Below are 26,010 nucleotides of genomic sequence, written 5' to 3' on the forward strand. Positions count from 1 at the left end.
CTCAGCGGCTGCGATCGAGATCCGGGTCGCGCACCGACATCGTGGAGACCACCCGCAGATCGGGGCTGAAGACCACCGTGAACAGTTTGGTGTCGCCCTCGTTCGGGCCATCCCGGTAACGCCAGTCGTAGTGGGTCTCCTGCTTCAGCGCGTAAGGCGTGATCTTCATCGGCTTGCCCAGCATGCGCCGCACCTGCTCCATCGGCATGCCGGGCTGGATGCGCTCGAAGTTGTGCGGTGCGAGCACCTGGCGCAACGCAGCCATCTTGCCGTCGGCCCCGATGGTGATCTGGTAGTTCTGGTAGCCGGCTGGCTGCCGGTTGTATTCATAGATCTGCGCCCCATCGTCGCCCTCCCACACCGCTTCGGGCGCACCGAAACGCTCGCGCACGTCGGCCTCGGTGGAGACCCCTTCCTCCAGCTCGCTGATGTTCTGCCGATCGCAGGCCGCGAGTCCCAGCAGGAGGCCCAGCGCGAGGGTCAGCGCAGCGAATCGGTGTGCCTGGCTTTTCATGTTCGTTCGCCTGTTGATGCCGTTTGCGACGGAAAAATCAGTGTAAACCCCCATCCGGAAGCGTTCTGTCTGTAAGTTCCGGTCATCGTCGCCAAAGGTAACATTTGCACATGCTGAAAAACCTGCCTCCGCTGGCGCCGTTCCGTCCCCGGCTGCTGAACGACCTCAAGGGTTACAACGGCGAGAAACTGGTCAAGGACATGGGGGCCGGTGCCACCGTGGGCATCGTGGCGCTGCCGCTGGCCATGGCGTTTGCCATCGCCAGCGGGCTCAAGCCCGAGGCGGGTCTGTGGACCGCCATCATCGCGGGCTTCCTCATCTCGGCGCTGGGCGGCACCTCGGTGCAGATCGGCGGCCCGGCGGGCGCCTTCATCGTCATCGTCTACGGCATCGTCGAACGTTATGGCGTGGCCAACCTGCTGATCGCCACCGCCAGCGCGGGTGTGCTGCTGTTCCTGCTGGGCCTGTTCCGGCTGGGCAACCTGGTGCGCTACGTGCCGGTGAGTGTGGTGATCGGTTTCACCAACGGCATCGCGGTGCTGATCGGGCTGTCGCAGGTGCGCGACTGGCTCGGGCTGGACATCGCCAAGATGCCGGGCGACTTCTTCGGACAGATCGGTGCGCTCAGCCAGCACCTGCACAGCTTCAACGCCTACGCCTTCGGCCTCGGCGCCCTCTGTGTGATCGGCCTGTTCATCTGGCCCCGCCTGTGGGCGGTGGATTCGCAGTTCCGCCGCCAGCTGGACCAGATCGACACCGTGAGCGCGCTCAAGGCCACCTCGCGCCTGCCCGCCCCGGTGGTGGCACTGGTCACGCTCTCGCTGCTGGCCTGGGCCCTGAGCATGCCGGTCGAGACGATCGGCTCCCGCTTCGGCGGCATCCCGCAGGGCGTGCCGGCCTTCGAGCTGCCCGATTTTTCATGGGAAACCGTGCGCCTGCTGGTCACGCCCACCCTCACCATCGCCATCCTCGGCGCCATCGAGTCGCTGCTGTGCGCCCGCGTGGCCGACCAGCTGAGCGACACCCCCAAGCACGATCCCAACCAGGAACTCATGGCGCAAGGCGTGGCCAATGTGGTGGTGCCTTTCTTTGGCGGCATGCCCGCCACCGGCACCATCGCCCGCACCGTGACCAACATCCGCTCGGGCGCGGTGTCGCCCGTGGCGGGCATCGTGCACTCCGCCACCCTGGCCGCGGTGGTGCTGATCGCCGCGCCGCTGGCGGCGCACATTCCGCTCGCGGTGCTGGCCGGCGTGCTGCTGTTCGTGGCCTGGAACATGGGTGAATGGCGCGAGTTCGGCCGCCTCAAGCAGTTCACCAACCACTACCGGCTGATGATGGTGTCCACCTTTCTGGTGACCATCATCTTCGACCTGACAGTGGCGGTGGAGCTCGGCTTGGTGATGGCCTGCTTCCTCTTCGTGCGCCGCCAGAGCGACATCTTCCGGGCCGATCCGTTGGCCAGCAACGAACACCAGCTCACCTACCGCCTCTACGGCTCGCTGTTCTTCGGCGCGGTGGCCAAGATCGACCCGATCGTGAACGCCGTGGAGCGGGGCCCCGCCGGCCTGAATGTGATGCTCGACGCCACCCAGCTGATCTCGCTCGACACCACCGGGCTCGACGCCCTGGAGCAACTGCACAAGGCAGTGGCAAAGCGCGGCGGGCACCTGGGCATGGTGGGCGTGAACCCCCAACCACGATCGCTGATTGAGCGCTCGGGTTTTGCCGCCCACCTGCACACCTTCCACTGAGGGTTTCAGCCGCAAGGTGACCGCCACGCCCAGGCGTGCGCCAGTCCCGACGCCTCTCAGGCCGGGCTGCTCCACCTGGCCCGCCACCCGACGGCCAGTCTGGTGCTCAAGTGCATGGGACGGGCGCATCCCGGACGACGGTTTCCTGCTCTTTTCGTCGGTGCCCTATGAAGACATCGGTGTGGACCGTGCCCGCGCGGTGCTCAAATCGCACTTCATGGCCCGGTTTGCCGCCGCCGTGCTGCGCGAATCCCATCCGGACCTGGTGGCACGGATGACGGTGCGTCAGACGGTGCTCAACTGGCACAGCCGGGCGGTGGAGGCCCTGGACCGCTAAAATCGCCGGTCCAGCCCAAACCCACCCACCGACGAACACCATGTCCTTCTTCGCCCGCCCGCACTACTCGTCTGACGCGACACAGTTCCTCGACAAGCTCAAGGCCGACAAGCCGCAACTGGAGCAGGAGCAGCGCGAGGGCCGTTCGCTGCTGTGGGACAAGCAGATCGACCGCGACTTCCAGTCCCAGGCCACCGCCTCGACCGTGCCCCAGCAGCCCTACGTGTACCAGACCGGTTCCGATCACACCTGAGCGCTGATCGCGCCCGCGGGTCCCACCCCATGAGCAACGAGGCCAGCACACTCGAAGCAGTCCCTGACGGGCTCGACGCGATGATGCCCGCTGTGGTGGACCAGGTGGCGCTGGCCCGCCTGTACGGTGAACCGCTGTTCACCATGCCGCGCGACCTGTACATCCCGCCGGACGCGCTGCAGGTCTTCCTCGAAGCTTTCGAGGGCCCGCTGGACCTGCTGCTCTACCTGATCCGCAAGCAGAACTTCAACATCCTCGACATCCCGATGGCGGCGGTGACGCGCCAGTACCTGAGCTACGTGGACGAGATCCGCGCCAGCAACCTGGAGCTGGCGGCCGAATACCTGCTGATGGCGGCGATGCTGATCGAGATCAAGTCGCGCATGCTGCTGCCGCCCAAAAAGACGGCCGAAGGCGAAGAAGCCGAAGACCCGCGCGCCGAACTGGTGCGCCGCCTGCTCGAATACGAGCAGATGAAGCTGGCCGGCCAGCGGCTGGCCGAGATGCCGCAGTACGGCCGCGACTTCCTGCGTGCGCAGGTTTTTGTCGAGCAGGCGCTGGCACCGCGTTTCCCGGACGTGGCTGTGCTCGACCTGCAAAGCGCCTGGCGCGACATCCTCAAACGCGCCAAGCTGGTCCAGCACCACAAGATCAGCCGCGAAGAGCTTTCGGTGCGCGAACACATGAGCATCGTGCTGCGCCGCCTGCAGGGCAAGAAGTTCGTCGAATTCGGCGAACTTTTCGACCCGTCCAGGGGACAGCAGGTGCTGGTGGTGACCTTCATTGCCATGCTCGAGCTGGCCAAGGAAACCCTGATCGAACTCACCCAGGCCGAGGCGTTTGCCCCGATTTATGTGCGCCTGGCCTACACCCCCACACCATGAGCCGCCCCGCTCCGCCGCTTCGCGGGTCGCTGACCCTGAAGACCGGCAGCGACCCGGCCGTGGCTCTTTGATCGCTCCCCCATGACCACCACCCATTCGTTCGACGTCATCATCATCGGCAGCGGTCTCGCGGGCCTCACGGCCGCCCTGCGTCTGGCGCCCACCCACCGCGTGGCGGTGGTGACCAAGCGCGGCATCTCCGACGGCTCCAGCAACTGGGCCCAGGGCGGCATCGCCGCCGTGCTGGCCGAAGGCGACAGCTACGCCTCGCACGTGGACGACACGCTGGTCGCCGGTGCGGGCCTGTGCGACCTCGAAGCCACCCGCTTCACGGTGGAAAACGCACCGGCCGCCATCGCCTGGCTGCAGGAGCTGGGCGTGCCCTTCTCCACCGAGAACGGCGCCCTGCACCTCACCCGCGAGGGAGGCCACACCCACCGGCGCATCGTGCACGCCACCGACGCCACCGGCGCGGCCGTGCAGACCACGTTGAGCGAGCTCGCCCGTTCGACACCCGGCATCACGTTCTTCGAGAACCACATGCTGGTCGACCTGATCACCGACAGCAAGCTGCCCGGCCACGAGCCGGGTGCTGCAGCCTTGCGCTGCCACGGTGCCTATGTGCTCGATGTGGACCGCGACGAGGTCGAAACCTTCAGCGCACCGCACACCATCCTGGCCACCGGCGGCGCGGGCAAGGTCTACCTGTACACCACCAACCCCGACACCGCCACCGGTGACGGCATCGCGGCCGCCTGGCGCGCCGGCTGCCGCGTGGGCAACATGGAATTCATCCAGTTCCACCCCACCTGCCTGTACCACCCCAACGTCAAGAACTTCCTGATCACCGAGGCGGTGCGGGGTGAAGGCGGTCAGCTCAAGCTGCCCCCCCATCTGGGCAGCCACCGCTTCATGCCCGACCACGATCCGCGCGCCGAACTGGCTCCGCGCGACGTGGTGGCCCGGGCCATCGACTTCGAGATGAAGAAACATGGCCTGGACTGCGTGCACCTGGACATTTCGCACCACAGCCCGGAGTTCCTGCAGGAACACTTCCCGAACATCCTGGCCCGCTGCGCCGAACTCGGCATCGACATCACCCGTGAACCGATCCCTGTCGTGCCGGCCGCGCACTACACCTGCGGTGGTGTCGTCACCGACCTCGAAGGTCACACCGACCTCAGCGGCCTGTACGCCGTGGGTGAAACCACCTGCACCGGCCTGCACGGCGCCAACCGCCTGGCCAGCAACTCGCTGGTGGAATGCATGGTGTTCGCCCAGGCTGCCGTGGGCGCGATACGCGCAGCCGACGCACCGCGGCCTCCCGAACTCCCTCAGTGGGACGAAAGCCGCGTCACCGACGCCGACGAACAGGTGGTGATTTCCCACAACTGGGACGAACTGCGCCGCTTCATGTGGGACTACGTCGGCATCGTGCGCACCGACAAGCGCCTGGAGCGTGCCGCGCACCGCATCACGCTGCTGCAACGCGAAATCCACGAGTTCTATTCGCAGTTCCACGTCACCCGCGACCTGCTCGAACTGCGCAACCTGGTGCAGGTGGCCGACCTGATCGTCATGTCGGCCATGCTGCGGCACGAAAGCCGCGGCCTGCACTTCAGCCGCGACTACCCCGATCTGCTGCCCGAAGCCAAGCCGACCATCCTGGTGCCCCCCGCCCGCTGAACACGCAGGTCCAGGCGGGCTTTCGGGCCCGCACGCCCCCTCCTGGAGCTCCCGTAGCACCAGCGCCGACCACGATATGGTTCTCGCGCTAAAGTACTGGGATGCCAACCGCCGCCGATCCGGTCATCGTCAAACCCGCTAATGGCCAGGCCAGCCCTGCGGCCAGTGCGGCTGCGGCCAGCTTTGCCGCACTGGTCGGCAAGCTGGATTACCTGAGCGCGGGCGAGATCGAAAACGTGCGTCAGGCCTACCGTTTTGCCGATGAAGCCCACCTGGGCCAGATGCGCAAGAACGGCGACCCTTACATCACCCACCCGATCGCCGTCGCCGCCCAGTGCGCCGAATGGAAGCTCGATGCCCAGGCCCTGATGGCCGCGCTGATGCACGACGCCATCGAAGACTGCGGTGTCACCAAACAGGACCTGGTGGAACGGTTTGGCGCGCCGGTGGCCGACCTGGTCGACGGACTGACCAAGCTCGAAAAGCTGGAGTTCGACACCCGGGAACAGAACCAGGCCGAATCGTTTCGCAAGATGCTGCTGGCCATGGCCAAGGATGTGCGCGTCATCCTGATCAAGCTGGCCGACCGCACCCACAACATGCGCACCATGGGCGACATGCCGCGCAGCAAATGGAAGCGCATCAGCAGCGAGACGCTGGAGATCTACGCCCCGATCGCGCACCGCCTCGGCCTGAACTTCACCTACCGCGAGCTGCAGGACCTTGCCTTCCGTTTCCTGAACCCCTGGCGCTACGAAGTCCTGTCCAAGGCGCTGAACAAATCGCGCAACCGCCGCAAAGACCTGATCGCCCGCGTCCAGGGCGAGGTGGACACCGCGTTCCGGCAATTTGGCCTCTCCGTGCGCATCATGGGTCGCGAGAAGACGCTCTATTCCGTCTACCGCAAGATGGACAGCAAACACCTGTCGTTCTCGCAGGTGACCGACATCTACGGTTTTCGCATCGTCGTGCCCGAGCTCTCCGATTGCTACACCGCCATGGGCGTGTTGCACCAGCTCTACAAGCCCTTGCCCGGCAAGTTCCGCGACTACGTCGCCATTCCCAAGGTCAATGGCTACCAGTCGCTGCACACCACGCTGATCGGCCCCTTCGGCACCAACATCGAATTCCAGCTGCGCACCCACGCCATGGACGTGGTGGCCGAATCCGGCGTGGCGGCCCACTGGCTCTACAAGGCCAGCGAGCCCAACAGCGACACCTCGCAACACCTGGGCACGCAGTGGCTGCAGTCGCTGCTGGACATCCAGCAGGAAACCCACGACGCCAGCGAGTTCTGGGACCACATCAAGATCGACCTGTTCCCCGACGCGGTCTACGTGTTCACCCCCAAGAGCAAGATCATGGCGCTGCCGCGCGGTGCCACCGTGATGGACTTCGCCTACGCGATCCACAGCGGCGTGGGCAACCGGGCGGTGGCCGTCCGGATCAATGGCGAACAGCGGCCCCTGCGCACCGAACTGAACAACGGGGACATCGTCGAAATCATCACCAGCGACAGCGCGGAGCCCAATCCTGCCTGGCTCTCGTTCGTGAAGACCGGGCGCGCGCGCTCCAAGATCCGCCACCACCTCAAGACACTGGCGCAGGAAAAATCGAACGAACTGGGCGAACGCATGCTGGGTCAGGCCCTGCGCTCCGAAGGCATCGCACCCCTGCCGACCGAAGACGGCCCCTACAAGGCCACCTGGGAAAAGCTGCTGCGCTTCACCGGCAACAAGACGCGCAGTGAACTGCTATCGGACATCGGCATGGGCAAGCGCATCGCCAGCATGGTGGGCAAGAAACTTGCGGTGCTGCTGGCAGAAACCGGGCTCAAACCCGACGCCTTGCTGATCAGCACCGAACGCTACGCCAGCGGAGAAGACGAATCGGTCTCCCAGGGCGTGGTCAGCCTGGACGGCAGCGAAGGCCTGTCGGTGCAATACGCCCCGTGCTGCAAACCCATTCCGGGGGACCGCATCGTGGGCTATCTGGGGCGCGGCGAAGGCCTGACGGTGCACGCCGAAGACTGCCCCACGGGCAAACGCCTGCTCGCGCGCGACAGCGAGCGTTTCCTGCAGGTGGAGTGGGCCGACGAACCGGTGCGCCCGTTCGAAACCATGGTGCTCGTCACCGTGACCAACGGCAAAGGCGTGCTGGCGCGCGTGGCTTCGGCCATCGCAGCGGCCGAAGCCGACATCACCCACGTGGACATGGGCGACGAACCCGCCCAGACCGCCACCGACATCCGGTTCTCGATCTCGGTGCGCGACCGCCAGCACCTGGCCGACGTGCTGCGCAGCCTCAAACGCACCACCTCGGTCCTCAAGGCCCAGCGCTACAAGCCCTGACACCCCGCTGGGCTCAGGGTGCCGCCGGGTATTCCACCGACAGTATCTCCAGTTCCTGCACCCCGCCCGGCACGACCAGACGCACCACGTCGCCCACACGGGCCTTGAGCAGGGCCCGCGCCACCGGTGAAACCCAGCTGATCTGGCCCTGGGCGCTGTCGGCCTCATCCACGCCCAGGATGGTGACGGTGGTTTCAGCGCCGGTCCCGTCGGCATAGCAGACCGTGGCGCCAAAAAACACCTGTTCACCCCCGTGGTGCATCGACGAGTCGACCACCTCGGCGATCTCCAGGCGCTGGGTCAGAAAGCGGATGCGGCGGTCGATCTCGCGCAGGCGCTTCTTGCCATAGAGGTAATCGCCGTTTTCGGAGCGGTCGCCGTTGCTGGCCGCCCAGTGCACGATCTCAACGATCCTGGGGCGCTCGTCGTCGATCAGGGTGAACAGTTCGCTGCGCAGCCGCTCGTAGCCCGTGCGGGTGATGTAGTTGATGCCGCTGGGTGCCGGGGCTGGAGCCGGCAGGTCGTCACCGTCCTGCCCGTCCTGGGAATCGGACTCGCGGGTGAAAGCCTTGCTCATGAATGCGGGGCTCCTGGTCGATGGGTGCGACAGAAACGAAAAAGCCTGCAGCTTTTGGCTGCAGGCTTTCCATTTGGTGCGGCTGGCAGGAATTGAACCCACGACCCCTTGGTTCGTAGCCAAGTACTCTATCCAGCTGAGCTACAGCCGCTAAGCTTTGAATTATAGCACGGGTTTTTTTGGTAGGCCGTGTTGGACTTGAACCAACGACCAAAGGATTATGAGTCCTCTGCTCTAACCAACTGAGCTAACGGCCCACAAGGCGACGATTGTAGGGGTTGGCTACCGGCTTCAGCCGGGCTTGCCATGGCTCAGGGCGTTGCTCACCAGCTTGGCCGTCACGTCGACGATCTGGATCATGCGGTCGTAGGGCATGCGCTGCGGTCCGATCACACCCAGTGTGCCCACCACCTGGCCATCCACCTCGTAGGGTGCGGTGACCACCGACAGGGCTTCGAACGGCACCACCTGGCTCTCGCCACCGATGTAGATGCGCACGCCGTCGGCCTGCGCCGAGACGTCGAGCAGGCGGATGAGTTGCGTCTTCTGCTCGAACAGGTCGAACATGCGCCGCAGATTGCCCATGTCGCTGGAAAACTCGCTCACCGACAGCAGGTTCCGTTCACCCGAGACCACCACTTCGTCCTGCTCTCCCTTGGCGTCCTCGCCGATGTCCACCGCGGCCTGCATCAGCGAAGCGATCTCGCCCCGCAGGGCATCCACTTCCACCTTCAGGCGCGCCCGCACCTCTTCCATCGTCAGCCCCGAGTAGTGGGCATTGAGGAAGTTGGCCGCCTCCTGCAACTGGGTCTGGCTGAAGTTCACCTGGGTGTGGATGATGCGGTTCTGCACATCGCCATCGGGCGACACCAGGATCACCAGCACGCGGCGTTCGGACAGGCTCAGGAATTCGATGTGCCGGAACACCGAGGCGCGCCGCGGCGCCATCACGACGCCCACAAAGTGCGACAGGCTGGACAGCATCTGGGCCGCGTTGCTGATGACGCGCTGGGGCTGCCCGGCTTCGATGCCGTGCGTCCCCATGTCGCTCACCGGGGGGAATCCTTCCCGCCGCACCGTGAGCATCGTGTCGACAAAAAGCCGGTAGCCCCGCGCCGTGGGAATGCGGCCCGCCGAGGTGTGCGGACTCGCGATGAGACCCAGTTCTTCCAGGTCGCTCATGACGTTGCGGATGGTGGCCGGCGAAAGCTCCAGCCCCGCGGCCTTGGCCAGCGTGCGCGAACCCACGGGCTGCCCGTCGGCGATGTATCGCTCGACGAGAGCCTTGAGCAGCAGTTTGGCGCGGTCATCCAGCATGCAGCCATTCTAAGGATGCGCAGCGACCCAACACGGTCCGGTGCGTTTTGTACACAACAACTGTATTCACTGGCACACGAATTGCTGAAAGCAACGCTAGGTCATCTGTAGCGCCGTTTCGTGCACCAAGGGTTTCCAAACGCCCTTCCCTGGTGCAGCAAGCAGATGGCTTTTGACGTATTCCCAACCTGTTGCTCATCTGGAGAAAAATCTCATGCAATCTGCTTTCAAACACCTGGCCCTGGGCTCGGCCGTTTTCCTGACCGCACTCGGCGCGCAGGCCCAGAGCTCGGTGTCGGTCTATGGCCTGCTCGACCTCAGCATGGGCTCGACCAAGGCGCCGGGTGGCTCCTCGGTCAAGACCGTGGACAGCGGCAAGATGACCACCAGCTATTTCGGTTTTGGCGGCAAGGAAGCTCTGGGCGGCGGCCTGTCAGCGGTGTTCAAGCTGGAGAGCTTCATGCGCGCCCACACCGGCGCCCAGGGGCGGTTCGACGGCGACACCGCCTTCGCACGCTCCGCCAATGTGGGCCTGTCCCACACGGACTACGGCACGATGACCTTCGGGCGCAACACCACGGCGCTGTTCGTGTCCACGCTGATGTACAACGCCTTCGGCGACTCGTTCGGCTACTCCCCCAGCATCCGCCACTACTTCACCAGCGGCACCACCACCGGCGACACCGGCTGGAGCGACTCCTTCGCCTACGCCAGCCCGACCTTCGGCGGTGTGCGTTTCGGCCTCGCCGGTGCCAACAAGAACAGCGGCTCGACCGTCAGCAACGGCGGCAACTGGAGCGCCAACGTTGGCTACGGCGCAGGCCCCGTGTCGGCCTCGCTCGTGATCCAGCGTGTGAAGAAAGACGGCGCCACCCCGGTGGCCGACACCCGCACCACCCAGCTCGGCGGCTCCTACGACTTCGGCGTGGTCAAGGCATTCGCGCAGTACGGCGAAGTCGAAAACCTGAGCACGCCCAACACCTACAAGATTAGCGGCCTGGGCGCGCGCATTCCCATCGGCGCGGGCGCGCTGCTGGCGCAGTGGGGTCAGATCAGCCCCGAGAGCGGCGCAGATCGCAAGACCCTGTCGCTGGGTTATGTGCACGCGCTGTCCAAACGCACCGAGCTGTACGCCGTGGGCATGAACGACAAGGTCGAAGGCCTGTCCAGCGGCTCGGGCTACTCGCTGGGCATCCGCCACCGCTTCTGAGCCGGGTCGCTGCACAGCGCCTGAAGACAAGGGTTTTCAGGCGCTGCCCGCCTGTGAGGCTATGTTGTAATTTGCTCATGAGCCTGCACCCCGATACCCGTTCTGCGCCCGCCGCGGTCGCGCCGAACCTGCGTTTTTCGCACGTGGCCATCATTGGCAAGTACCAGGCTCCCGGTTCACGCGACGTGGTGGACGAAGTCGCCCACTTCCTGCACGACGAAGGCTGCGATGTCTCGCTGGAGCGCGATACCGCGCTCAACACCGGCCTGATGCAATACCCCGCACTGGACGTGCCCGCCATCGGTCAGGCCTGCGATCTCGCGCTGGTGGTCGGTGGCGACGGCACCATGCTGGGCATCGGTCGACAGCTCGCACGCTACGGCGTTCCGCTGGTGGGCATCAACCAGGGCCGTCTGGGCTTCATCACCGACATCCCCTTCGGCAGCTACCGAGAAAAGCTGCACGCCATCCTGCACGGCGCATACGAAGAAGACCCCCGCGCCCTGATGGCCGCCAGCGTCTGGCGCGACGGTCGCTGCGTGTTCGAGGCCACCGCACTCAACGACGTGGTGGTCAACCGCGGTGGCGTGGCCAGCATGATCGAGCTGCGCGTGGAAGTGGACGGCCATTTCGTGGCCAACCAGCGCGCCGACGGCCTGATCATCGCCACCTCCACCGGCTCGACCGCCTACTCCCTGTCGGCCGGCGGTCCCCTGCTGCACCCGGCCATCGGCGGCTGGGTGATGGTGCCGATCGCCCCGCACACGCTGTCCAACCGCCCCATCGTGTTGCCGGCGCACTGCGAAGTGGCGGTCGAGATCGTGTCGGGCAAAGACGCCAGCGCCAATTTCGACATGCAATCCCTCACCAGCCTGCTGCACGGTGACCGCATCGTGGTGCGGCGCTCCGAGCACACCCTGCGCCTGCTGCACCCTGCGGGCTGGAGCTACTTCGACACGCTGCGCAAGAAACTGCACTGGAACGAAGGCGGCTGAAATACCGGTCAAAATACGACCGCTTCATCCACCGTTGTTCCTCTCCATTTCATGCCATGAGCCTCAGACGCATCGTTTTGCGCGACTTCGTCATCGTGCAGTCGCTGGACCTGGAACTGAACCCGGGCTTTTGCGTGCTCACGGGGGAGACCGGCGCCGGCAAGTCCATCCTGATCGACGCCCTGCAGCTGGCCCTGGGTGCGCGGGCCGACAGCGGCGTGGTGCGAGAGGGTGCCTCGCGGTGCGAGATTGCTGCTGAATTTGATCTGCCGCCCCATCTGGCGCCCTGGCTGGACGAGCAAGGCTTCAGCCGCGAAGACAGCCTGCTGGTGCGGCGCACCGTGGACACCGATGGCCGCAGTCGCGCCTGGATCAACGGCAGCGCCGCCACCATGGCGCAGCTCAAGGCCCTGGCGAACGACCTCGTGGACATCCATGGCCAGCACGCCTGGCAAAGCCTGACCCGGTCCGATGCCGTGCGGGCCCTGCTCGACGGTTATGCCGGCATCGACTCCACGGCCGCCACCCAGGCCTGGACCCAGTGGCGCCTGCGCCGCAAGGCGCTGGAAACGGCCACCGAGCGCCAGAGCACCCTGCAGCAGGAGAGCGAACGGCTGGCCTGGCAGATCGCCGAACTCGACAAGCTCCAGCCCGCGGCGGGCGAGTGGGAAGAACTCAACAGCCAGCACAGCCGCCTGGCCAATGCGCAGGCCTTGCTGGACGCGGCCAACGCGGCCACGCTGGCGCTGGAAGAAGAAGAGTCCAGTGCCGCAGCGTTGATCCACCGGGCGCTTTCAGCCTTGCAGGCCCAGGCCGGCATCGAGCCGCAGTTCAGCGCGCCGGTGGAAGCGCTGGAAGCCGCCCTCGCCCAGGTGCAAGACACCGTGCACAGCCTGCACCAGTACAGCCGCCGCACCGACCTGGACCCCGCCAGCCTGGCCGTGCTGGACGAACGGCTGGGGCTCTGGATGTCGCTCGCCCGGCGCTACCGCCGGCCCCCCGAAGAACTGGCCGCGCTGCATGCGCAGTGGAAGTCGGAACTCGCCGGCGTGGACCAGGCCCTGGATCTGGCCGCCCTGAACGCGGCCGAGCGAGGGGCCTGGCAGGCTTTCGCAGCCGAACTGCAGACGCTGAGCAAACGGCGACAGCAGGCCGCCCCCAGACTCTCCAAAGCGGTCACCGAAACCATGCAGACCCTGGGCTTGCAGGGCGGCCGCTTCGAGGTGGCGCTGCAAAAGCTCGACGAGCCCCAGGCCCACGGCTGGGAACAGGTGGAGTTTCTGGTGGCGGGCCACGCAGGCGTGAGCCCGCGCCCGGTGGGCAAGGTGGCGTCGGGCGGCGAGCTCTCGCGCATCGCGCTCGCCATCTCGGTCGTCACCAGCCAGCTGGGCCAGGCGCCCACCTTGATCTTTGACGAAGTGGACTCCGGCATCGGTGGCGCCGTCGCCCACACCGTGGGCCAGTTGCTGCGCCAGCTGGGGCAGGACCGCCAGGTGCTCGCCGTGACCCACCTGCCCCAGGTCGCCGCCTGTGCCGACCACCACCTGCTGGTGAGCAAACAGCAACAGGGCCAGCAGACCCTGAGCACGGTCGCCCCCATCACCCGCGATCACCGGGTGGTGGAGCTCGCGCGCATGCTCGGCGGCAGCGAACGCTCCGAAGTTTCGCTCGCCCACGCCCGCGAGTTGCTCACCCCATGATCGCCACCGTACGCCCGCCCACCGCAGAACCCGCCGAAGCGCCCCTCGTGATCGAGCTGGTGCTGATCACCGGCATGTCGGGCTCGGGCAAGTCGATCGCGCTGACCGCACTGGAAGACCTGGGCTTCTATTGCGTGGACAACCTGCCGCCCGAGTTGCTGGTCCCGTTCATCGCGCTGGAGCAAAGTCACCGGGCCAGCAAGGTCGCCATCGCCATGGATGTGCGCAGCGCGGCCTCGCTGCCGGGACTGCCTGACCGGCTGGAACAAATCAAGAACCAGGCTGGACAGGACGTGCACCTGCGCACCGTGTTCCTGGACGCGACCACCGACACCCTGGTGAGGCGTTTCTCCGAAACCAGGCGCCTGCATCCGCTCTCGCTCAAACAGACCGACGACCAGTACCGCGCGCTCACCGACGCCATCGAACACGAACGCGAACTGCTGTCCGAGTTGCGCGAACGTGCACTGGTGCTCGACACCAGCCTCATCCGGCCGGCCCAGCTGCGCAGCCACATCAAGGACCTGCTGGGCACGGGGCAAGCCCCGCTCACCCTGGTCTTCGAATCCTTCGCGTTCAAACGGGGCGTACCGATGGACGCCGACTTTGTCTTCGACGTGCGCATGCTGCCCAACCCGCACTACGAACCCGAGCTCAAGCCACTGACCGGGCGCGACGAACCGGTGGCGCGCTACCTGGCCGAACAGGCCGAGGTGTTGACCATGGAACAGCAGATCGGCGCATTCCTGCGCCACTGGCTGCCCCACATGCTGAGAGACCACCGCAGTTATGTCACCGTGGCCATCGGCTGCACGGGCGGGCAGCACCGCTCGGTCTACCTGGTCGAGCGTCTGGCGCAGGTCTTTGCGACCGACTGGGCCACCCGCTTGCGCCATCGCGAGATCGATGGCTGGCCGGCTCCCGCGAGGTCCGCAACACCCGAAGCGAAGACGCGCCAGACCTGAACGCGCGTTGGTTCAGCGCTGTGGTTCAGTCGGGCAATTGCACCAGCAACTGCCGCACGGGCGCCGGCAACCCCAGGGCATCGATGCCCCCCAACGCCACCCAGCGCCCGTCGGCACCCGCTGGCGACACCGATGGCGGCAGGTCCAGCAGCAGCGGGTGCAGGCGCAGTTCACGGTGCGTGAGGCTGTGGGCCACCGGCGACAGGGCCCGCATGCGGGCGGTGTTCGGGGGCAGCGTCGCCAGGGCCGCGGCTTCGTCAGCAAACACAGGCGTGCAAAACAGTCCGGCCCAGATGCCCTGGTTCGGACGCCGTTCCAGCCAGACCCGGTGTGTCCCGTCGTCCGACGGTGAACGCAGCAACAGCAGCCACCAGCTTTCGTGCCGCCGCTTGAGGGTCCGGGTCTTGACGGGATAGCGGCTGGCCGTGCCGTCCTGGCCCGACCGGCACAGGGCCAGCACCGGGCACGCCGCACACGACGGCCGGCTGCGCGAACACAGCGTGGCGCCCAGGTCCATCAGTCCTTGCGTGTAGGCCACCATGTCGCCCGCTGCGGGTTGCTCAGGCAACAAGGTCTGCGCGATCTCCCACAGACGGCGCTGCTGCGCCGCCTGCGCCAGATCACCGTCAAACGCCAGCAGGCGCGTGAGCACGCGCCGCACATTGCCATCCAGAATCGACACCCGCTCGCCATGGCAGAACGCCGCAATGGCTGCCGCCGTCGACGCGCCAATGCCCGGGAGGGTCTGCAGCTCGCTGGACGTTGACGGAAAGACCCCGGCGTGCTGCGCCACCACCACCTGGGCACATCGGTGCAGGTTGCGCGCCCGGCTGTAGTAACCCAGGCCACTCCAGAGCGCCATCACCTCATCGGGCGTTGCGCGGGCCAGGGCCTGCACATCCGGAAACCGGGACAGGAAGCGCGGGTAGTAGTCCAACACCGTGCTGACCTGTGTCTGTTGCAGCATGACTTCGGACAGCCACACGCGGTAGGGATCGTGCGTGCCCTGCCAGGGCAGCCCATGGCGCCCGCTGTGGCGCTGCCACCGCATCAGCACCGTTGCAAATCCGGTGGGCAGGGCGGCGCTGGCAACCGCAGGCTCCTGGCCCGGCGTGCCGCTCATTGGACGACCCTCCGTGCTGCGCACTGCGGGGCTGAGCGCCTTCGGAACGGCCGGGCGGCGCTCATGCCGCAATGGCTTCGGCTTCGGGCTCGGCGAGCAGGTGGTTGGTCAGTTCGGCCAGCTTGGCGTCGGTCAGGTTCAGCTGGCTCTGCTGGCTCTGCAACTCACGGATGCGCTCATCCAGCCCGCCCGCAGCCTGCTGGATGCGCGAGACGGCTTCGATGCGGCGGGTGAAGTTGCGCCGACGCTCGCGCAATTGCGCATCAAGCTGGGCCGCGGCCGACTTGTTCCAGAGCTCCACTTCGTTGACCGCGGTGTCGTACACCACGCGCAGACGGCTCATGAGCGCGCGCGCCAGCCGCTCGGCAAATTCCGGTTGCGCCAGTCGCAAGGCGTTGCCCAGGCTCAGGTATTGCAGGTGGCTTTTTTCGATCAGCGCGAGGTCTTTGTGGTAGGCCGAAAGCTGGGGCGGCGTGGGCGGTTGCAAAGAAAACCCGTATTCCGCGTTCAGGTTCTTGAAGCTGCCCTCCAACATGGACTGGATCTCTGCCGCCAACTGATCCGCCCGGTTCAGATCAACGGCCAGCCGCTCGAAGGTCTTGCCATAGGCGCGCCGCACACCGAGCTTGATGCCTGGCTGCTTGAGCGCACGCGCCAGCTCCGACACGCGGCTCTTGAGGTGTGTGTTGCCCAACTGGGCAAACAGGTCTTTGAGCAGGCGCAGGTGCACCGAACGCACCGCCTGGATCTTGGCGCCGCTGGCATCAAAGTCGGCCTGCTCCTGCTCGATGCGCAGCCGCATCTGCTTGATCACGCTGGTGTTCTTGCCACGCAGACCGTCGAGTTCCTGAACCTGCTCCAGGATGTCGCGGGCCCGCGTGTGCACCAGACGCCCGGTTTCCTGGCGCAGCGACTGGATGCCTTTGGACACCGCATCGGCCAGGATGCGCCGGCGCTGGCCCAGCAAACCTTCGCCCAGGGCGGTTTCGAGTTCCATCAGGTTGCTCGCCTGCAGCAGTTTGTCGTCCCGGCTGACCTTGGCCAGCAGACCTTTTTGCGCCGACACCGCCAGCACCTGTTGTGGCGACAGGCCCAGTATCTCGGCCGAATCGGAGCGCTGCGACGCAATCTGCAGCTGCACCTGCTCGGGTGAGCTCAGCGCGTCCCACATGGTGTCGATCTTGTTGAGCACCACCAGGCGCGTCGCCTTGTCCTCGCCCACCACGGAAAGGTGCTCCCGCCAGATGCCGAGATCGGACTTGGTCACACCGGTGTCGGCCGCCAGGATGAAAACCACCGCGTGCGCCTGGGGCAGCAGGCTGACAGTCAGCTCGGGCTCGGCACCGATGGCGTTGAGTCCCGGGGTGTCCAGGATCACCAGACCCTGCTTGAGCAGTGGATGCGCCATGTTGATCAGGGCATGGCGCCACTTGGGAACTTCGATCAAGCCGTCCGAACCGACCAGGGGGTTTTCGTTCGGCGTCTCGTCGTTCCAGAAACCCAGGGAAGCGGCCTCAGCCTGGCTGACACGGCGCACTTCGGCAACCTTCTGGATCGCACGCGCGAGTTGCTGGGGATCGTTGACGTCCAGGTCCACCCGCTCCCATTTGTCGGGCGCATTGCGCCAGTCCAGCAGCGACTGGGGTTGCAACCGGGTTTCGATCGGCAGCAGCCGCAGGCAGGGCGGTACTTCAGCGTCGTAGCCCAGTTCGGTGGGGCACATGGTGGTGCGCCCTGCGCTGGCCGGCATGATGCGCCGCCCATAGCCGGCGAAAAACACCGCATTGATCAGCTCGGACTTGCCACGCGAGAACTCGGCCACGAAGGCCACCATCATCTTGTCGTTCTTGACCTGGGCGTGCAGCTGGTCGAGCCGCTCGCGCACCCCCGCCTCCAGCAGGTCGTGGTCGCTCAGCCATTCGGACAGGAGCTTGAGTCGCAGGGCAAACTGCTTGCGCCAAACACCGTGCTCGTCAAATTCCTGATTGAAAGTCATGTAACTTTTTTTCTGCGTATTGGGCAATATAGCATCGGCCTGGCTGTCAGGAGCGCTGGCATTGTGGGCAGAAAAAAGTGGAACGCTGGCCCTGCCGGATGGCCCGGATCGGCGTCGCACAAACCCGGCAGGCCTGCCCCTCCCGACCGTACACCATGGCGTCGAGCTGGAAATAACCGGTCTGCCCCTCGGCGCTGGAAAAATCACGCAATGTGCTCCCGCCCAGGGCCAGCGCGCGCTGCAACACCGCCACGATGGCGCCATGCAGGCGAACCGCCCGGGGCCGGCTGATCCGGTCAGCCCTCAGCGTGGGGCGCAAACCCGCCATGAACAGCGCTTCCGACGCGTAGATGTTGCCCACGCCCACGACGATGTCGCCCGCCAACAGCACCTGCTTGACGCTGGCGCGGCGTTGCTGCAGGGCCTGATGGAACATGACGGGATCAAACCCGACTTCCAGGGGCTCCACACCCAGCCCGCCCAGCAACTTGAGCGCCCGCGGATCGGCCAGCGACTCGGCATGCACCACAGCGCCAAAGCGCCGTGGATCGTGCAGCCGCAGCGTGCCGCGGCTGGTCTGCAGCTCAAAATGGTCGTGCACCCCGCGGGGCGCCAGCGCCGGCGCAAACTGCAGGCTGCCCGACATGCCCAGGTGCAACAGCAACAAACCCCGATCCAGGTGCAGCAGCAGGTATTTGCCACGCCGCGTGACACTGCCCACGTTTTGCCCGATCAGTGCCTCGGGCGCACACCCCAGCGGCCAGCGCAGGGGCTTGCCCACCTGCACCCCCAGCACCCGGGCACCCGCGATGCGATCGGCAAAACTCCGGCGGGTGACTTCAACTTCGGGCAGTTCGGGCATGGAGCGAGGTGCTTTTTTCGGTGGATACCGGAACGGTTCAAAGGCCTTCGGATCAGACCCCGTACCGATCCACCCTTCCATTATCATGAACGAATGAATACCCTGCACAGCCCCGTCGCCACCCTGGCCCACGGGCGCCTGAAACCCCTCGTCTGGTGGCTTCGCGGCCTGTTGGGCGCATCGCTGCTGGCGGGCGCCTTTGCCTCTCTGGCCCAAGGCACACCGGCCCCCGTGGATCCCGCCCCTGCGGCCACCGAAACACCCGAGGTGCGCAATTCCGACCTGGATGCGCCGTTGTTCTACCAGCTGTTGCTGGGTGAACTCAACGTCGGTGCCGGTGACCCCGGCACCGGCTATTCGTACTTCCTCGACGCGGCGCGCAAACAGCATGACGCCCAGCTGTACCGGCGGGCGGTGGACATCGCCCTGCAGGCCCGCTCGGGCGAAGCGGCCCTGACTGCGGCCCAGGCCTGGTCCAAAGACCTGCCCGATTCGCTGGACGCAGACCGCTTCGTGCTGCAAATCCTGCTGGCGCTCAACCGACCCGGCGAAACCGGCCCGGTCCTGCGCTCCCTGCTCGCCCGCTCGCCAGTCGCCGAACGCAACGACACCATCAATGCGATTCCACAAACCTATGCCCGCGTCGCCGACAAAGCCCTCGCGCTGAAAGTGGTGCGCGAAGCACTGACGCCCTCGCTCAAAGTTTCCGAAAACGCAGCGGCGGCCTGGACCACGCTGGGGCGCATGGAACTGGCGCAGGACCAGCTCGCCCCGGCGCTGGAGTCGGTCCGTCAGGCACAAGCGGCCGAGCCCGGATCGGTGTTTCCTGCCCTGCTCGCGCTGGAGTTGATGGAACGGGGTCAGAAAGACGCCGAGGCCTTGGTGCGCGTGCAACTGCAGGCCAGCCCACCCTCCGCCGCCAACGGCACCACGGTGGCCCTGACCTACGCGCGCATCCTGCTCGACCTGCAGCGCAACGCCGAAGCCCGTGCCCTGCTGGAGCGCCTGACCCAGGCCCAACCCGACCTGCCCGAACCCTGGCTGCTGCTGGCCTCGCTGCAGGTGCAGGACAGCACCTCCCACGCAGCCGCCACCGCTTCGCTGCAGAAATACATGGCCCTGGCCCGCCAGTCCGGAGACGAGCGCAGCGCCCGTGGCCTGACCCAGGCCTATCTGCTGATGGCCCAGATGGCCGAGAAGCAGAAAGACTTTGTGGCCGCCAACGCCTGGCTGGACCGGATTGAAAATGCCGACGAAATCATGGCGGCCCAGATGCGCCGCGCTTCGTTGCTGGCACGCCAGGGACAGATGGCCCAGGCGCGCGCCCTGCTGCGCAACCAGCCCGAGCGCCGCCCAGAAGATGCGCGCCTGAAGCTCGTCGCCGAGGCCCAGCTGCTGCGCGACTTCAAGGACTGGCAGCAGGCCTACGAGGTGTATGGCGAAGCCGTCACCCGCTTCCCGAACGACAACGACCTGATCTACGACCAGGCCATGATGGCCGAGAAGGCGAACCGGCTGGACGCGATGGAAAGCCTGTTGCGCCAGCTGATCGCCACCAAGCCGGACCACCACCACGCGTACAACGCGCTGGGCTACTCGCTGGCCGATCGCAGCGTGCGCCTGCCCGAAGCCAAACAGCTGATTGAAAAGGCCGTCGAACTCGCACCCGAAGACGCCTACATCCAGGACAGCCTGGGCTGGGTGGAGTTCCGGATGGGCAATGTCCGTCGCGCACAGGACATCCTCCAGAGCGCCTATGTCAAACGCCCCGATGCCGAGATCGCTGCCCATCTGGGCGAGGTCCTGTGGGCGCAGGGACAACGGGAACAGGCCCTGAAGATCTGGCGCGAAGGCCTGCTGCTGTCGAGCGACAACGAGACCCTGCAAGGCACCCTCAAACGCCTGCGTGTCCAGCCATGAACCTGGACGCGGGTCGGGGCGCGTGGTCACGCCGCCACGCGGTGCTGGCGGGCCTGGTCACGGCGATCCTGTTGACCGGTTGCGCCACCCCCCAGCGCAGCGCCGCCCCGGGTGAAGCTTTCTGGAGCGGGCGGCTGGCCCTGAACGTCGAGAGCGACCCTCCCCAGTCGTATTCCGCCAGCTTCGATCTGCGTGGTTCACCCGATGCGGGCGAACTGATGCTGAACTCGCCACTGGGCAACACCCTGGCCCGGGTGCAGTGGCAGCCGGGCAGCGCCGTGTTGCACCAGGGAGAACGCGTCACTCAGCGCCAGAGCCTTGACGAACTGACCACCGAGTTTGGTGGCACGGCGCTGCCCGTGGCGGCCCTGTTTGCCTGGCTCCAGGGCCAGGCCCGCGAGGCCGATGGCTGGCAAGCCGATCTCTCGCGCCAGCCCGAGGGGCGGGTGAACGCCCGCCGCCGACTGCCGCTGCCCGCCGCCGAACTGCGCATCATTTTCCAGCCATGACACCGGTCCACACCCGCACGGTGCAGCAGCACCTGCACGGCGTTCCCGCGCCGGCCAAGCTCAACCTGTTCCTGCACATCACGGGCCGCCGCGCCGACGGCTACCACCTCCTGCAGTCGGTGTTCATGCTCATCGACTGGTGCGACCGGCTGGATGTCGAGCTGCGCACCGACGGCGGCATCAGCCGCCAGGACCTGCAGCCGGGTCTGTTGCCCGCCGAAGACCTGACGCTGCGCGCCGCCCGGGCCTTGCAGCAAGCCACCGGCTGCACCCTGGGCGCACACATCACGCTGGACAAGCGCATACCAGCCGAAGCCGGCATGGGCGGCGGTTCATCGGACGCGGCGAGCACGCTGCTGGCGCTCAACCGGCTCTGGGGCCTGGGCCTGAAGCGACACGAGCTGTCCGCCATCGGTCTTCAGCTGGGGGCCGACGTCCCCTTTTTCCTCGGCGGTCACAACGCCTGGGTCGAGGGTGTCGGCGAACAGATCACGCCCATTTCATTGCCCCCTGCGCGGTTTCTGGTGCTCAAACCGGCTGGCGGCGCGTCCACGCAACGCATTTTTGCTTCACCTTTGCTGAAGCGCGATACAAAAACTGCTACAATCCAAGGCTTTGCTGCAAACGACACACAAGATCTGCCGCGGCTCGATATCCAGAGCATTCTGGACTTCGGCCACAACGATCTTCAGCCCGCAGCCCAGGCGATCTGTCCCGAAGTGGGGCAATGCCTGGACTGGTTGTCCGCTCAGGGCCTGCAAGGCCGCATGACCGGATCGGGCACCGCGGTGTTTGCGCAAATGCCGCATCCGCTGGATGAGCATCCTGTCCCTGGTGACTGGACTGTCCGCGAATGCAGCAACATGGATGCACATCCATTGCTTGACTGGTGCAGCGATTAGAATATCGGCTTGCGCACAGCCCAGGCAGTTGATGCGCAACCTGCGACATGTTTTTGGGTTGTCTGTCCGGCTTCATCGCCAAACAGATGACCTGCGTAGGGGAGTCGCCAAGTTGGTAAAGGCACTGGATTTTGATTCCAGCATGCGAGGGTTCGAGTCCTTCCTCCCCTGCCAGATTTTTTGAAACACGTACCGGCCGGGCCGCTTCGACACACGTTAAGCGGCCACTTTTTTTGCCGTTGATGCAGCTGGGAACACCATGCAAGTTCAGCCCCCGGATTTCATGATCTTCACCGGCAATGCCAATCCGGTATTGGCCGCCGAAATCGCCCAGCACCTCGGTACCCAGCTCGGCTCGGCCAACGTGGGTCGCTTTTCCGACGGTGAAGTCACCGTGGAAATCACGCAGAACGTGCGTACCCGCGAAGTCTTTGTGATCCAGTCGACCTGCGCGCCGACCAATGAGAACCTGATGGAACTCATCATCATGGTCGATGCGCTCAAACGGGCCTCGGCCTCGCGCATTTCGGCCGTCATCCCCTATTTCGGCTACGCCCGCCAGGATCGCCGCCCGCGTTCGAGCCGCGTGCCGATCACGGCCAAGGTCGTGGCCAACATGCTGCAAGCGGTCGGTGTCGACCGCGTGCTCACCATGGACCTGCACGCCGACCAGATCCAGGGTTTCTTCGACATTCCGGTGGACAACATCTATGCCTCGCCGGTGCTGCTGGGCGACCTGCGCGCGAAGAACTACACCGACCTGCTGGTGGTGTCGCCCGACGTCGGCGGCGTGGTGCGCGCCCGTGCGCTGGCCAAGCAGCTCAATTGCGACATGGCCATCATCGACAAGCGCCGCCCGAAGGCCAACGTGTCTGAAGTCATGCACGTGATCGGTGACATCGAAGGCCGCAACTGCGTGATCATGGACGACATGATCGACACCGCCGGCACGCTGGTGAAAGCCGCCGAGGTGCTGAAAGAGCGTGGTGCCAAAAGCGTCTACGCCTACTGCACCCACCCCATTTTTTCGGGCCCCGCCATCGAACGCCTGGCCAAAGGCAATGCACTGGACGAGGTTGTGGTGACCAACACCATCCCCCTGTCGCAGGCCGCTCAGGCCTGTTCCAAGATTCGCCAGCTCTCCGTGGCGCCGCTGATGGCCGAAACCATCGCGCGCATCGCCTCGGGTGAGTCGGTCATGAGTTTGTTTGCCGATCAGGACAACCTTTTCTAAGGCCTGACAGCAACAAAAAGCAGGCCGCCCTGCACATTCAGCAAGCGGCCTTTTTCAACCGAGGCGTTCTGGTCGCGGAACCCCTCTACAGGAGTCAGTTATGCAATTTGTCGCTTTTGAGCGCGCCAAGCAGGGTACGGGTGCGAGCCGCCGTCTCCGCATCACCGGTCGCACGCCCGGTATCGTTTTCGGTGGCGAAACGCCCGCCGCCACGATCGAACTCGATCACAACGCCTTGTGGCATGCCCTGAAGAAAGAAGCTTTCCACGCTTCGATCCTCGACATGGAACTCGCCGGCACGACCCAGAAAGTGCTGCTGCGCGACGTGCAGTACCACCCCTTCAAGCCCCTCGTGCTGCACGTGGACTTCCAGCGCGTGGACGACAAGACCCGCCTGCACAAGAAGGTGCCCCTGCACTTCGTGGGCGCTGAAGAGTCGCCGGCCGTCAAGACCGACAAGTGCGCTGTCAGCCACGTGATGACCGAAATCGAAATCGAGTGCCTGGCCACCCAGCTGCCCGAGCACATCACCGTGGACCTGAGCAACGTCACCACGGGTTCGACCGTTCACACCGGCGACATCGTGCTGCCCAAGGGCATCAAGCTCGTGCTTCACGGCCGCACCAACCTGACGGTGGCCACGCTGGTCGAGCCGGTCAAGGAAGTGGTTGCCGCTCCCGTCGTGGCCGCAGTCGACGACAAGAAAAAGGGCAAAGGCAAGAAGTAAGTTCTGCCTTGGCGGCCCGGCACCGGATCGCTTTGCCCCTCGAAGGCCCGCTCACGCGGGCCTTTTTCATTCCTGCCACCCGATAATCTGCGCATGATCAAGCTCATCGCCGGCCTGGGCAATCCAGGTCCTGAATACGAACATACCCGCCACAACGCCGGTTTCTGGTGGGTGGATGAAGCGGCGCGCCTGCTCAAGGTGTCGCTGCAGATGGAGCGCAGCCACTTCGGCCTGGTCGCGCGCACCTCCGTGGGCGGGCAAAGCGTCTGGCTGGTCGAGCCGCAGACCTTCATGAACCTCTCGGGCAAATCGGTGGGCTCGCTGGCGCGGTTTTTCAAGATCGCGCCGGAAGAAGTGCTCGTGGTGCACGACGAGCTCGACCTGCCACCCGGCGAAGTGAAGCTCAAAAAGGGGGGCGGGCACGCCGGCCACAACGGTCTTCGCGACATCCACGCCCAGCTGGGCAGCGCCGACTACTGGCGGCTGCGCGTCGGCATCGGGCACCCGGGCAACAAAAATGAAGTGGCGAACTGGGTGCTGAAAAAGCCGTCGCCCGACGACCGCATCGCCATCGCCCAGGCGCTGGACCGCAGCCTCAAGGCACTGCCCCAGCTGATCGCCGGTGAAATGGACAAAGCGACAGCGCTGATCCACACCAGCAAGCCCCCGCGCCCGAAACCGCCGCGCCCTGCCCCAGCCGCAGATCAGGCCGAAGGTCCACCCTCGGCCGTCAAGGACTGACCCGCTTTCTGCAGGCGCTGGTATTTTTGCCAGAGCGTTTCGTGGCTCTCGATGTGTTCCGGGTTCACCGGGATGCAGCTGACGGGACACACCTGCATGCACTGGGGCTCGTCAAAATGTCCCACGCACTCGGTGCACTTGGCGGGATCGATCTCGTAGATCTCCTCGCCCATGTAGATGGCCTGGTTCGGGCACTCGGGTTCGCAGACATCGCAATTGATGCACTCGGCGGTGATCATCAGGGCCATAACCGGGTCCTCAGGCCTGCAAGGGCCGCGGTGCCAGGCGCTGCGCCACCGCCGGGCTCACCATCTGCGACACATCGCCACCCAGGGTGGAAATCTCGCGCACCAGCGTGCTGGAAATGCACTGCAGTTCCGCCTGCGGCAGCAGGAACACCGTCTCCACGGCCGGGTTGAGCTTGCGGTTCATCGCGGCCATCTGGGCCTCGTAGTCGAAGTCGGTCAGGTTGCGGACGCCGCGCACCACGGCACGAGCGCCCTGCTGGCGGCAGAAATCCATGATCAGGCCTTCGAACGGGAGCACACGGATGTGCCCACCCGTGCTGGCCATGGCTTCGGCGGCCATGTCCATGCGTTCCCGCAGGCTGAAGCGGGTCTTCTTGTGGTGGGCCACCGCCACGGCGATGATCACTTCGTCGAACAGCAGCGCGGCTCGGCGGGCCACGTCTTCGTGACCCAGGGTCAGCGGATCGAAGGTGCCGCTGTAGACCGCGATGCGGGAGTTTTTAGCTGCCAGAGAGGACTCGGAATTCATCCGGGAATTATGCGCGAGGGGTCTGGCCGCCGTGGGACCGCCGACGAAAGTCACTGAGGCGGCAGGGGGCGCAGCAGATGGTAGGCCACGACGCCGGCCTTGCCCTGGCGGTGCAGCTGCAGGCCCAGTTGCGCGAGCTCGTCGTCGCTCCAGACGCGCGGCGCCTCCAGGTAGATCAGGCCATCGTCGCGCAAGCACTGCCGCGCGGCCTGCAAGGCAGCGGTGAACAGCGCGTCGTTGCCCTCCTCACCAAAGGGTGGATCGAGAAACACCAGATCCAGCCCCTGGCCACGGCGTTGCTGCATAGCCGTCACCCCGTCGCCCCGCTCCACGCGCACGGCGTCGGCTTTCAGCCTGGACTTGAGGGCGCTCAGGGTCTTGATCAGGTGCGCGTCCTGCTCGACCAGCACCACCTCGGCCGCACCGCGGGATGCCGCCTCCAGGCCCAGGGCGCCGGTACCGGCAAAGGCGTCCAGGCACCGAAAGCCGGTCAGGTCCTGGCCCAGCCAGTTGAACAGGGTTTCGCGCACACGAACGGGCGTGGGCCGCAGCCCCGGGCGGTCGGCCACCGGCAGCGGCGTGCGCTTCCACAGACCACCGATGATGCGGACTTCGTGCGGCGCGTTGACGGTGGGACGGGGTACGGACTTTTTCATGCAGAGAGCTTACCAAGCCG

At 65.7% G+C, this 26,010-nt stretch carries 25 protein-coding genes and 3 tRNA genes; 17 read left to right on the forward strand and 11 right to left on the reverse strand.

Going from position 1 to position 26,010, the window contains the following annotated elements; all coding sequences use genetic code 11:
- Window position 1: 1 nt before the first annotated feature.
- Entirely contained in the window at window positions 2-514 is a 513-nt protein-coding gene (bamE, locus tag F3K02_RS23700; RefSeq protein WP_177138683.1) for an outer membrane protein assembly factor BamE domain-containing protein, read from the reverse strand.
- Window positions 515-624: 110 nt separating this feature from the next.
- On the opposite strand from bamE, the gene F3K02_RS23705 reads away from it, so the two are divergent.
- From F3K02_RS23705 to F3K02_RS23730, 6 genes are all read left to right on the forward strand, one after another.
- Window positions 625-2,268: a SulP family inorganic anion transporter gene (locus F3K02_RS23705; RefSeq protein WP_177138685.1), complete on the forward strand. Its 1,644-nt coding sequence runs from the start codon at window positions 625-627 to the stop codon at window positions 2,266-2,268.
- A 181-nt stretch (window positions 2,269-2,449) separates the two neighbouring features.
- Window positions 2,450-2,605, forward strand: coding sequence for a hypothetical protein (locus F3K02_RS23710; RefSeq protein WP_177138688.1), 156 nt, complete (start codon window positions 2,450-2,452; stop codon window positions 2,603-2,605).
- 40 nt (window positions 2,606-2,645) lie between these two features.
- Window positions 2,646-2,858: a DUF3460 family protein gene (locus tag F3K02_RS23715; protein WP_177138690.1), complete on the forward strand. Its 213-nt coding sequence runs from the start codon at window positions 2,646-2,648 to the stop codon at window positions 2,856-2,858.
- 29 nt (window positions 2,859-2,887) lie between these two features.
- Entirely contained in the window at window positions 2,888-3,742 is an 855-nt protein-coding gene (locus F3K02_RS23720; RefSeq protein ID WP_177138692.1) for a segregation and condensation protein A, read from the forward strand.
- Window positions 3,743-3,823: 81 nt separating this feature from the next.
- On the forward strand, window positions 3,824-5,428 hold the full coding sequence (nadB, locus tag F3K02_RS23725) for an L-aspartate oxidase (RefSeq protein WP_177138694.1): 1,605 nt from the start codon (window positions 3,824-3,826) through the stop codon (window positions 5,426-5,428).
- A 101-nt stretch (window positions 5,429-5,529) separates the two neighbouring features.
- Window positions 5,530-7,779 carry a RelA/SpoT family protein gene (locus tag F3K02_RS23730; protein WP_177138696.1) on the forward strand — a complete coding sequence of 750 codons (2,250 nt, stop codon included), beginning with the start codon at window positions 5,530-5,532 and terminating at the stop codon, window positions 7,777-7,779.
- 13 nt (window positions 7,780-7,792) lie between these two features.
- Here F3K02_RS23730 and greB read toward each other — a convergent pair whose 3' ends face one another.
- The 4 genes from greB to hrcA all read right to left on the reverse strand — a co-directional run bounded on the left by greB (window position 7,793) and on the right by hrcA (window position 9,673).
- Entirely contained in the window at window positions 7,793-8,356 is a 564-nt protein-coding gene (greB, locus tag F3K02_RS23735) for a transcription elongation factor GreB (RefSeq protein WP_177138698.1), read from the reverse strand.
- Between the two features lie 74 nt (window positions 8,357-8,430).
- Window positions 8,431-8,507, reverse strand: a tRNA-Arg gene (locus tag F3K02_RS23740).
- 29 nt (window positions 8,508-8,536) lie between these two features.
- A tRNA-Ile gene (locus tag F3K02_RS23745) sits at window positions 8,537-8,613 on the reverse strand.
- Between the two features lie 34 nt (window positions 8,614-8,647).
- Window positions 8,648-9,673, reverse strand: coding sequence for a heat-inducible transcriptional repressor HrcA (hrcA, locus tag F3K02_RS23750; protein WP_177138701.1), 1,026 nt, complete (start codon window positions 9,671-9,673; stop codon window positions 8,648-8,650).
- Window positions 9,674-9,887: 214 nt separating this feature from the next.
- Between hrcA and F3K02_RS23755 the strand changes: the two genes are divergently transcribed.
- The 4 genes from F3K02_RS23755 (at window position 9,888) to rapZ (ending at window position 14,543) form a co-directional block, all read left to right on the forward strand.
- The gene (locus F3K02_RS23755) at window positions 9,888-10,883 is read left to right on the forward strand and encodes a porin (RefSeq protein WP_177138703.1); all 996 of its coding nucleotides are present in this window, start codon (window positions 9,888-9,890) and stop codon (window positions 10,881-10,883) included.
- Window positions 10,884-10,960: 77 nt separating this feature from the next.
- Window positions 10,961-11,878 carry an NAD kinase gene (locus F3K02_RS23760; protein ID WP_177138705.1) on the forward strand — a complete coding sequence of 306 codons (918 nt, stop codon included), beginning with the start codon at window positions 10,961-10,963 and terminating at the stop codon, window positions 11,876-11,878.
- A gap of 56 nt (window positions 11,879-11,934) precedes the next feature.
- Window positions 11,935-13,578: a DNA repair protein RecN gene (recN, locus tag F3K02_RS23765; protein ID WP_177138708.1), complete on the forward strand. Its 1,644-nt coding sequence runs from the start codon at window positions 11,935-11,937 to the stop codon at window positions 13,576-13,578.
- Window positions 13,575-14,543, forward strand: coding sequence for an RNase adapter RapZ (rapZ, locus tag F3K02_RS23770; protein ID WP_177138710.1), 969 nt, complete (start codon window positions 13,575-13,577; stop codon window positions 14,541-14,543). Before recN ends, rapZ begins: the two co-directional genes overlap by 4 nt.
- A gap of 25 nt (window positions 14,544-14,568) precedes the next feature.
- On the opposite strand, the gene mutY is transcribed toward rapZ, so the two are convergent.
- The 3 genes from mutY to mutM form a co-directional block, all read right to left on the reverse strand.
- On the reverse strand, window positions 14,569-15,666 hold the full coding sequence (mutY, locus tag F3K02_RS23775; RefSeq protein ID WP_177138712.1) for an A/G-specific adenine glycosylase: 1,098 nt from the start codon (window positions 15,664-15,666) through the stop codon (window positions 14,569-14,571).
- A 61-nt stretch (window positions 15,667-15,727) separates the two neighbouring features.
- Entirely contained in the window at window positions 15,728-17,662 is a 1,935-nt protein-coding gene (locus F3K02_RS23780) for a dynamin family protein (RefSeq protein ID WP_177138714.1), read from the reverse strand.
- A 46-nt stretch (window positions 17,663-17,708) separates the two neighbouring features.
- Window positions 17,709-18,524: a bifunctional DNA-formamidopyrimidine glycosylase/DNA-(apurinic or apyrimidinic site) lyase gene (gene mutM, locus F3K02_RS23785; RefSeq protein WP_177138716.1), complete on the reverse strand. Its 816-nt coding sequence runs from the start codon at window positions 18,522-18,524 to the stop codon at window positions 17,709-17,711.
- A 93-nt stretch (window positions 18,525-18,617) separates the two neighbouring features.
- Between mutM and F3K02_RS23790 the strand changes: the two genes are divergently transcribed.
- From F3K02_RS23790 to pth, 7 genes are all read left to right on the forward strand, one after another.
- Window positions 18,618-20,444, forward strand: coding sequence for a tetratricopeptide repeat protein (locus F3K02_RS23790; RefSeq protein ID WP_177138718.1), 1,827 nt, complete (start codon window positions 18,618-18,620; stop codon window positions 20,442-20,444).
- Window positions 20,441-20,953 carry a lipoprotein insertase outer membrane protein LolB gene (locus tag F3K02_RS23795; protein WP_177138720.1) on the forward strand — a complete coding sequence of 171 codons (513 nt, stop codon included), beginning with the start codon at window positions 20,441-20,443 and terminating at the stop codon, window positions 20,951-20,953. The genes F3K02_RS23790 and F3K02_RS23795 overlap by 4 nt, the downstream gene beginning before the upstream one ends.
- Window positions 20,950-21,855 (forward strand): 4-(cytidine 5'-diphospho)-2-C-methyl-D-erythritol kinase, encoded by a 906-nt coding sequence (gene ispE, locus F3K02_RS23800; RefSeq protein WP_177138722.1) that lies wholly within the window; start codon window positions 20,950-20,952, stop codon window positions 21,853-21,855. The genes F3K02_RS23795 and ispE overlap by 4 nt, the downstream gene beginning before the upstream one ends.
- Window positions 21,856-21,952: 97 nt before the next feature.
- Window positions 21,953-22,029: transfer RNA gene (locus F3K02_RS23805), tRNA-Gln, on the forward strand.
- Between the two features lie 85 nt (window positions 22,030-22,114).
- Complete coding sequence (locus F3K02_RS23810) at window positions 22,115-23,089, forward strand: ribose-phosphate pyrophosphokinase (RefSeq protein ID WP_177138724.1); 975 nt, start codon at window positions 22,115-22,117, stop codon at window positions 23,087-23,089.
- A gap of 100 nt (window positions 23,090-23,189) precedes the next feature.
- Entirely contained in the window at window positions 23,190-23,816 is a 627-nt protein-coding gene (locus F3K02_RS23815) for a 50S ribosomal protein L25/general stress protein Ctc (protein WP_177138741.1), read from the forward strand.
- A 93-nt stretch (window positions 23,817-23,909) separates the two neighbouring features.
- Entirely contained in the window at window positions 23,910-24,557 is a 648-nt protein-coding gene (gene pth / locus F3K02_RS23820; protein WP_177138743.1) for an aminoacyl-tRNA hydrolase, read from the forward strand.
- Here the strand turns inward: pth and F3K02_RS23825 are convergent.
- The 3 genes from F3K02_RS23825 to rsmD are packed head-to-tail and all read right to left on the reverse strand — an operon-like array spanning window position 24,521 to window position 25,990.
- Entirely contained in the window at window positions 24,521-24,805 is a 285-nt protein-coding gene (locus F3K02_RS23825) for a YfhL family 4Fe-4S dicluster ferredoxin (protein WP_177138745.1), read from the reverse strand. The genes pth and F3K02_RS23825 overlap by 37 nt on opposite strands.
- 10 nt (window positions 24,806-24,815) lie before the next feature.
- Complete coding sequence (coaD, locus tag F3K02_RS23830) at window positions 24,816-25,334, reverse strand: pantetheine-phosphate adenylyltransferase (RefSeq protein ID WP_177138748.1); 519 nt, start codon at window positions 25,332-25,334, stop codon at window positions 24,816-24,818.
- Window positions 25,335-25,384: 50 nt separating this feature from the next.
- Window positions 25,385-25,990, reverse strand: coding sequence for a 16S rRNA (guanine(966)-N(2))-methyltransferase RsmD (rsmD, locus tag F3K02_RS23835; RefSeq protein WP_177138749.1), 606 nt, complete (start codon window positions 25,988-25,990; stop codon window positions 25,385-25,387).
- Window positions 25,991-26,010: the final 20 nt, after the last annotated feature.

Origin of the sequence: Hydrogenophaga aromaticivorans, assembly GCF_013387465.1 — a bacterium.
GTDB lineage: Bacteria > Pseudomonadota > Gammaproteobacteria > Burkholderiales > Burkholderiaceae_C > Hydrogenophaga > Hydrogenophaga aromaticivorans.

Bases quoted from the DNA above. Each gene is read 5' to 3' on its own strand.
- bamE (WP_177138683.1), bottom strand. From the start codon at position 514: ATGAAAAGCCAGGCACACCGATTCGCTGCGCTGACCCTCGCGCTGGGC.
- F3K02_RS23705 (WP_177138685.1), top strand. From the start codon at position 625: ATGCTGAAAAACCTGCCTCCGCTGGCGCCGTTCCGTCCCCGGCTGCTG.
- F3K02_RS23715 (WP_177138690.1), top strand. From the start codon at position 2,646: ATGTCCTTCTTCGCCCGCCCGCACTACTCGTCTGACGCGACACAGTTC.
- F3K02_RS23720 (WP_177138692.1), top strand. From the start codon at position 2,888: ATGAGCAACGAGGCCAGCACACTCGAAGCAGTCCCTGACGGGCTCGAC.
- nadB (WP_177138694.1), top strand. From the start codon at position 3,824: ATGACCACCACCCATTCGTTCGACGTCATCATCATCGGCAGCGGTCTC.
- F3K02_RS23730 (WP_177138696.1), top strand. From the start codon at position 5,530: ATGCCAACCGCCGCCGATCCGGTCATCGTCAAACCCGCTAATGGCCAG.
- greB (WP_177138698.1), bottom strand. From the start codon at position 8,356: ATGAGCAAGGCTTTCACCCGCGAGTCCGATTCCCAGGACGGGCAGGAC.
- hrcA (WP_177138701.1), bottom strand. From the start codon at position 9,673: ATGCTGGATGACCGCGCCAAACTGCTGCTCAAGGCTCTCGTCGAGCGA.
- F3K02_RS23755 (WP_177138703.1), top strand. From the start codon at position 9,888: ATGCAATCTGCTTTCAAACACCTGGCCCTGGGCTCGGCCGTTTTCCTG.
- F3K02_RS23760 (WP_177138705.1), top strand. From the start codon at position 10,961: ATGAGCCTGCACCCCGATACCCGTTCTGCGCCCGCCGCGGTCGCGCCG.
- recN (WP_177138708.1), top strand. From the start codon at position 11,935: ATGAGCCTCAGACGCATCGTTTTGCGCGACTTCGTCATCGTGCAGTCG.
- rapZ (WP_177138710.1), top strand. From the start codon at position 13,575: ATGATCGCCACCGTACGCCCGCCCACCGCAGAACCCGCCGAAGCGCCC.
- mutY (WP_177138712.1), bottom strand. From the start codon at position 15,666: ATGAGCGGCACGCCGGGCCAGGAGCCTGCGGTTGCCAGCGCCGCCCTG.
- F3K02_RS23780 (WP_177138714.1), bottom strand. From the start codon at position 17,662: ATGACTTTCAATCAGGAATTTGACGAGCACGGTGTTTGGCGCAAGCAG.
- mutM (WP_177138716.1), bottom strand. From the start codon at position 18,524: ATGCCCGAACTGCCCGAAGTTGAAGTCACCCGCCGGAGTTTTGCCGAT.
- F3K02_RS23790 (WP_177138718.1), top strand. From the start codon at position 18,618: ATGAATACCCTGCACAGCCCCGTCGCCACCCTGGCCCACGGGCGCCTG.
- F3K02_RS23795 (WP_177138720.1), top strand. From the start codon at position 20,441: ATGAACCTGGACGCGGGTCGGGGCGCGTGGTCACGCCGCCACGCGGTG.
- ispE (WP_177138722.1), top strand. From the start codon at position 20,950: ATGACACCGGTCCACACCCGCACGGTGCAGCAGCACCTGCACGGCGTT.
- F3K02_RS23810 (WP_177138724.1), top strand. From the start codon at position 22,115: ATGCAAGTTCAGCCCCCGGATTTCATGATCTTCACCGGCAATGCCAAT.
- F3K02_RS23815 (WP_177138741.1), top strand. From the start codon at position 23,190: ATGCAATTTGTCGCTTTTGAGCGCGCCAAGCAGGGTACGGGTGCGAGC.
- pth (WP_177138743.1), top strand. From the start codon at position 23,910: ATGATCAAGCTCATCGCCGGCCTGGGCAATCCAGGTCCTGAATACGAA.
- F3K02_RS23825 (WP_177138745.1), bottom strand. From the start codon at position 24,805: ATGGCCCTGATGATCACCGCCGAGTGCATCAATTGCGATGTCTGCGAA.
- coaD (WP_177138748.1), bottom strand. From the start codon at position 25,334: ATGAATTCCGAGTCCTCTCTGGCAGCTAAAAACTCCCGCATCGCGGTC.
- rsmD (WP_177138749.1), bottom strand. From the start codon at position 25,990: ATGAAAAAGTCCGTACCCCGTCCCACCGTCAACGCGCCGCACGAAGTC.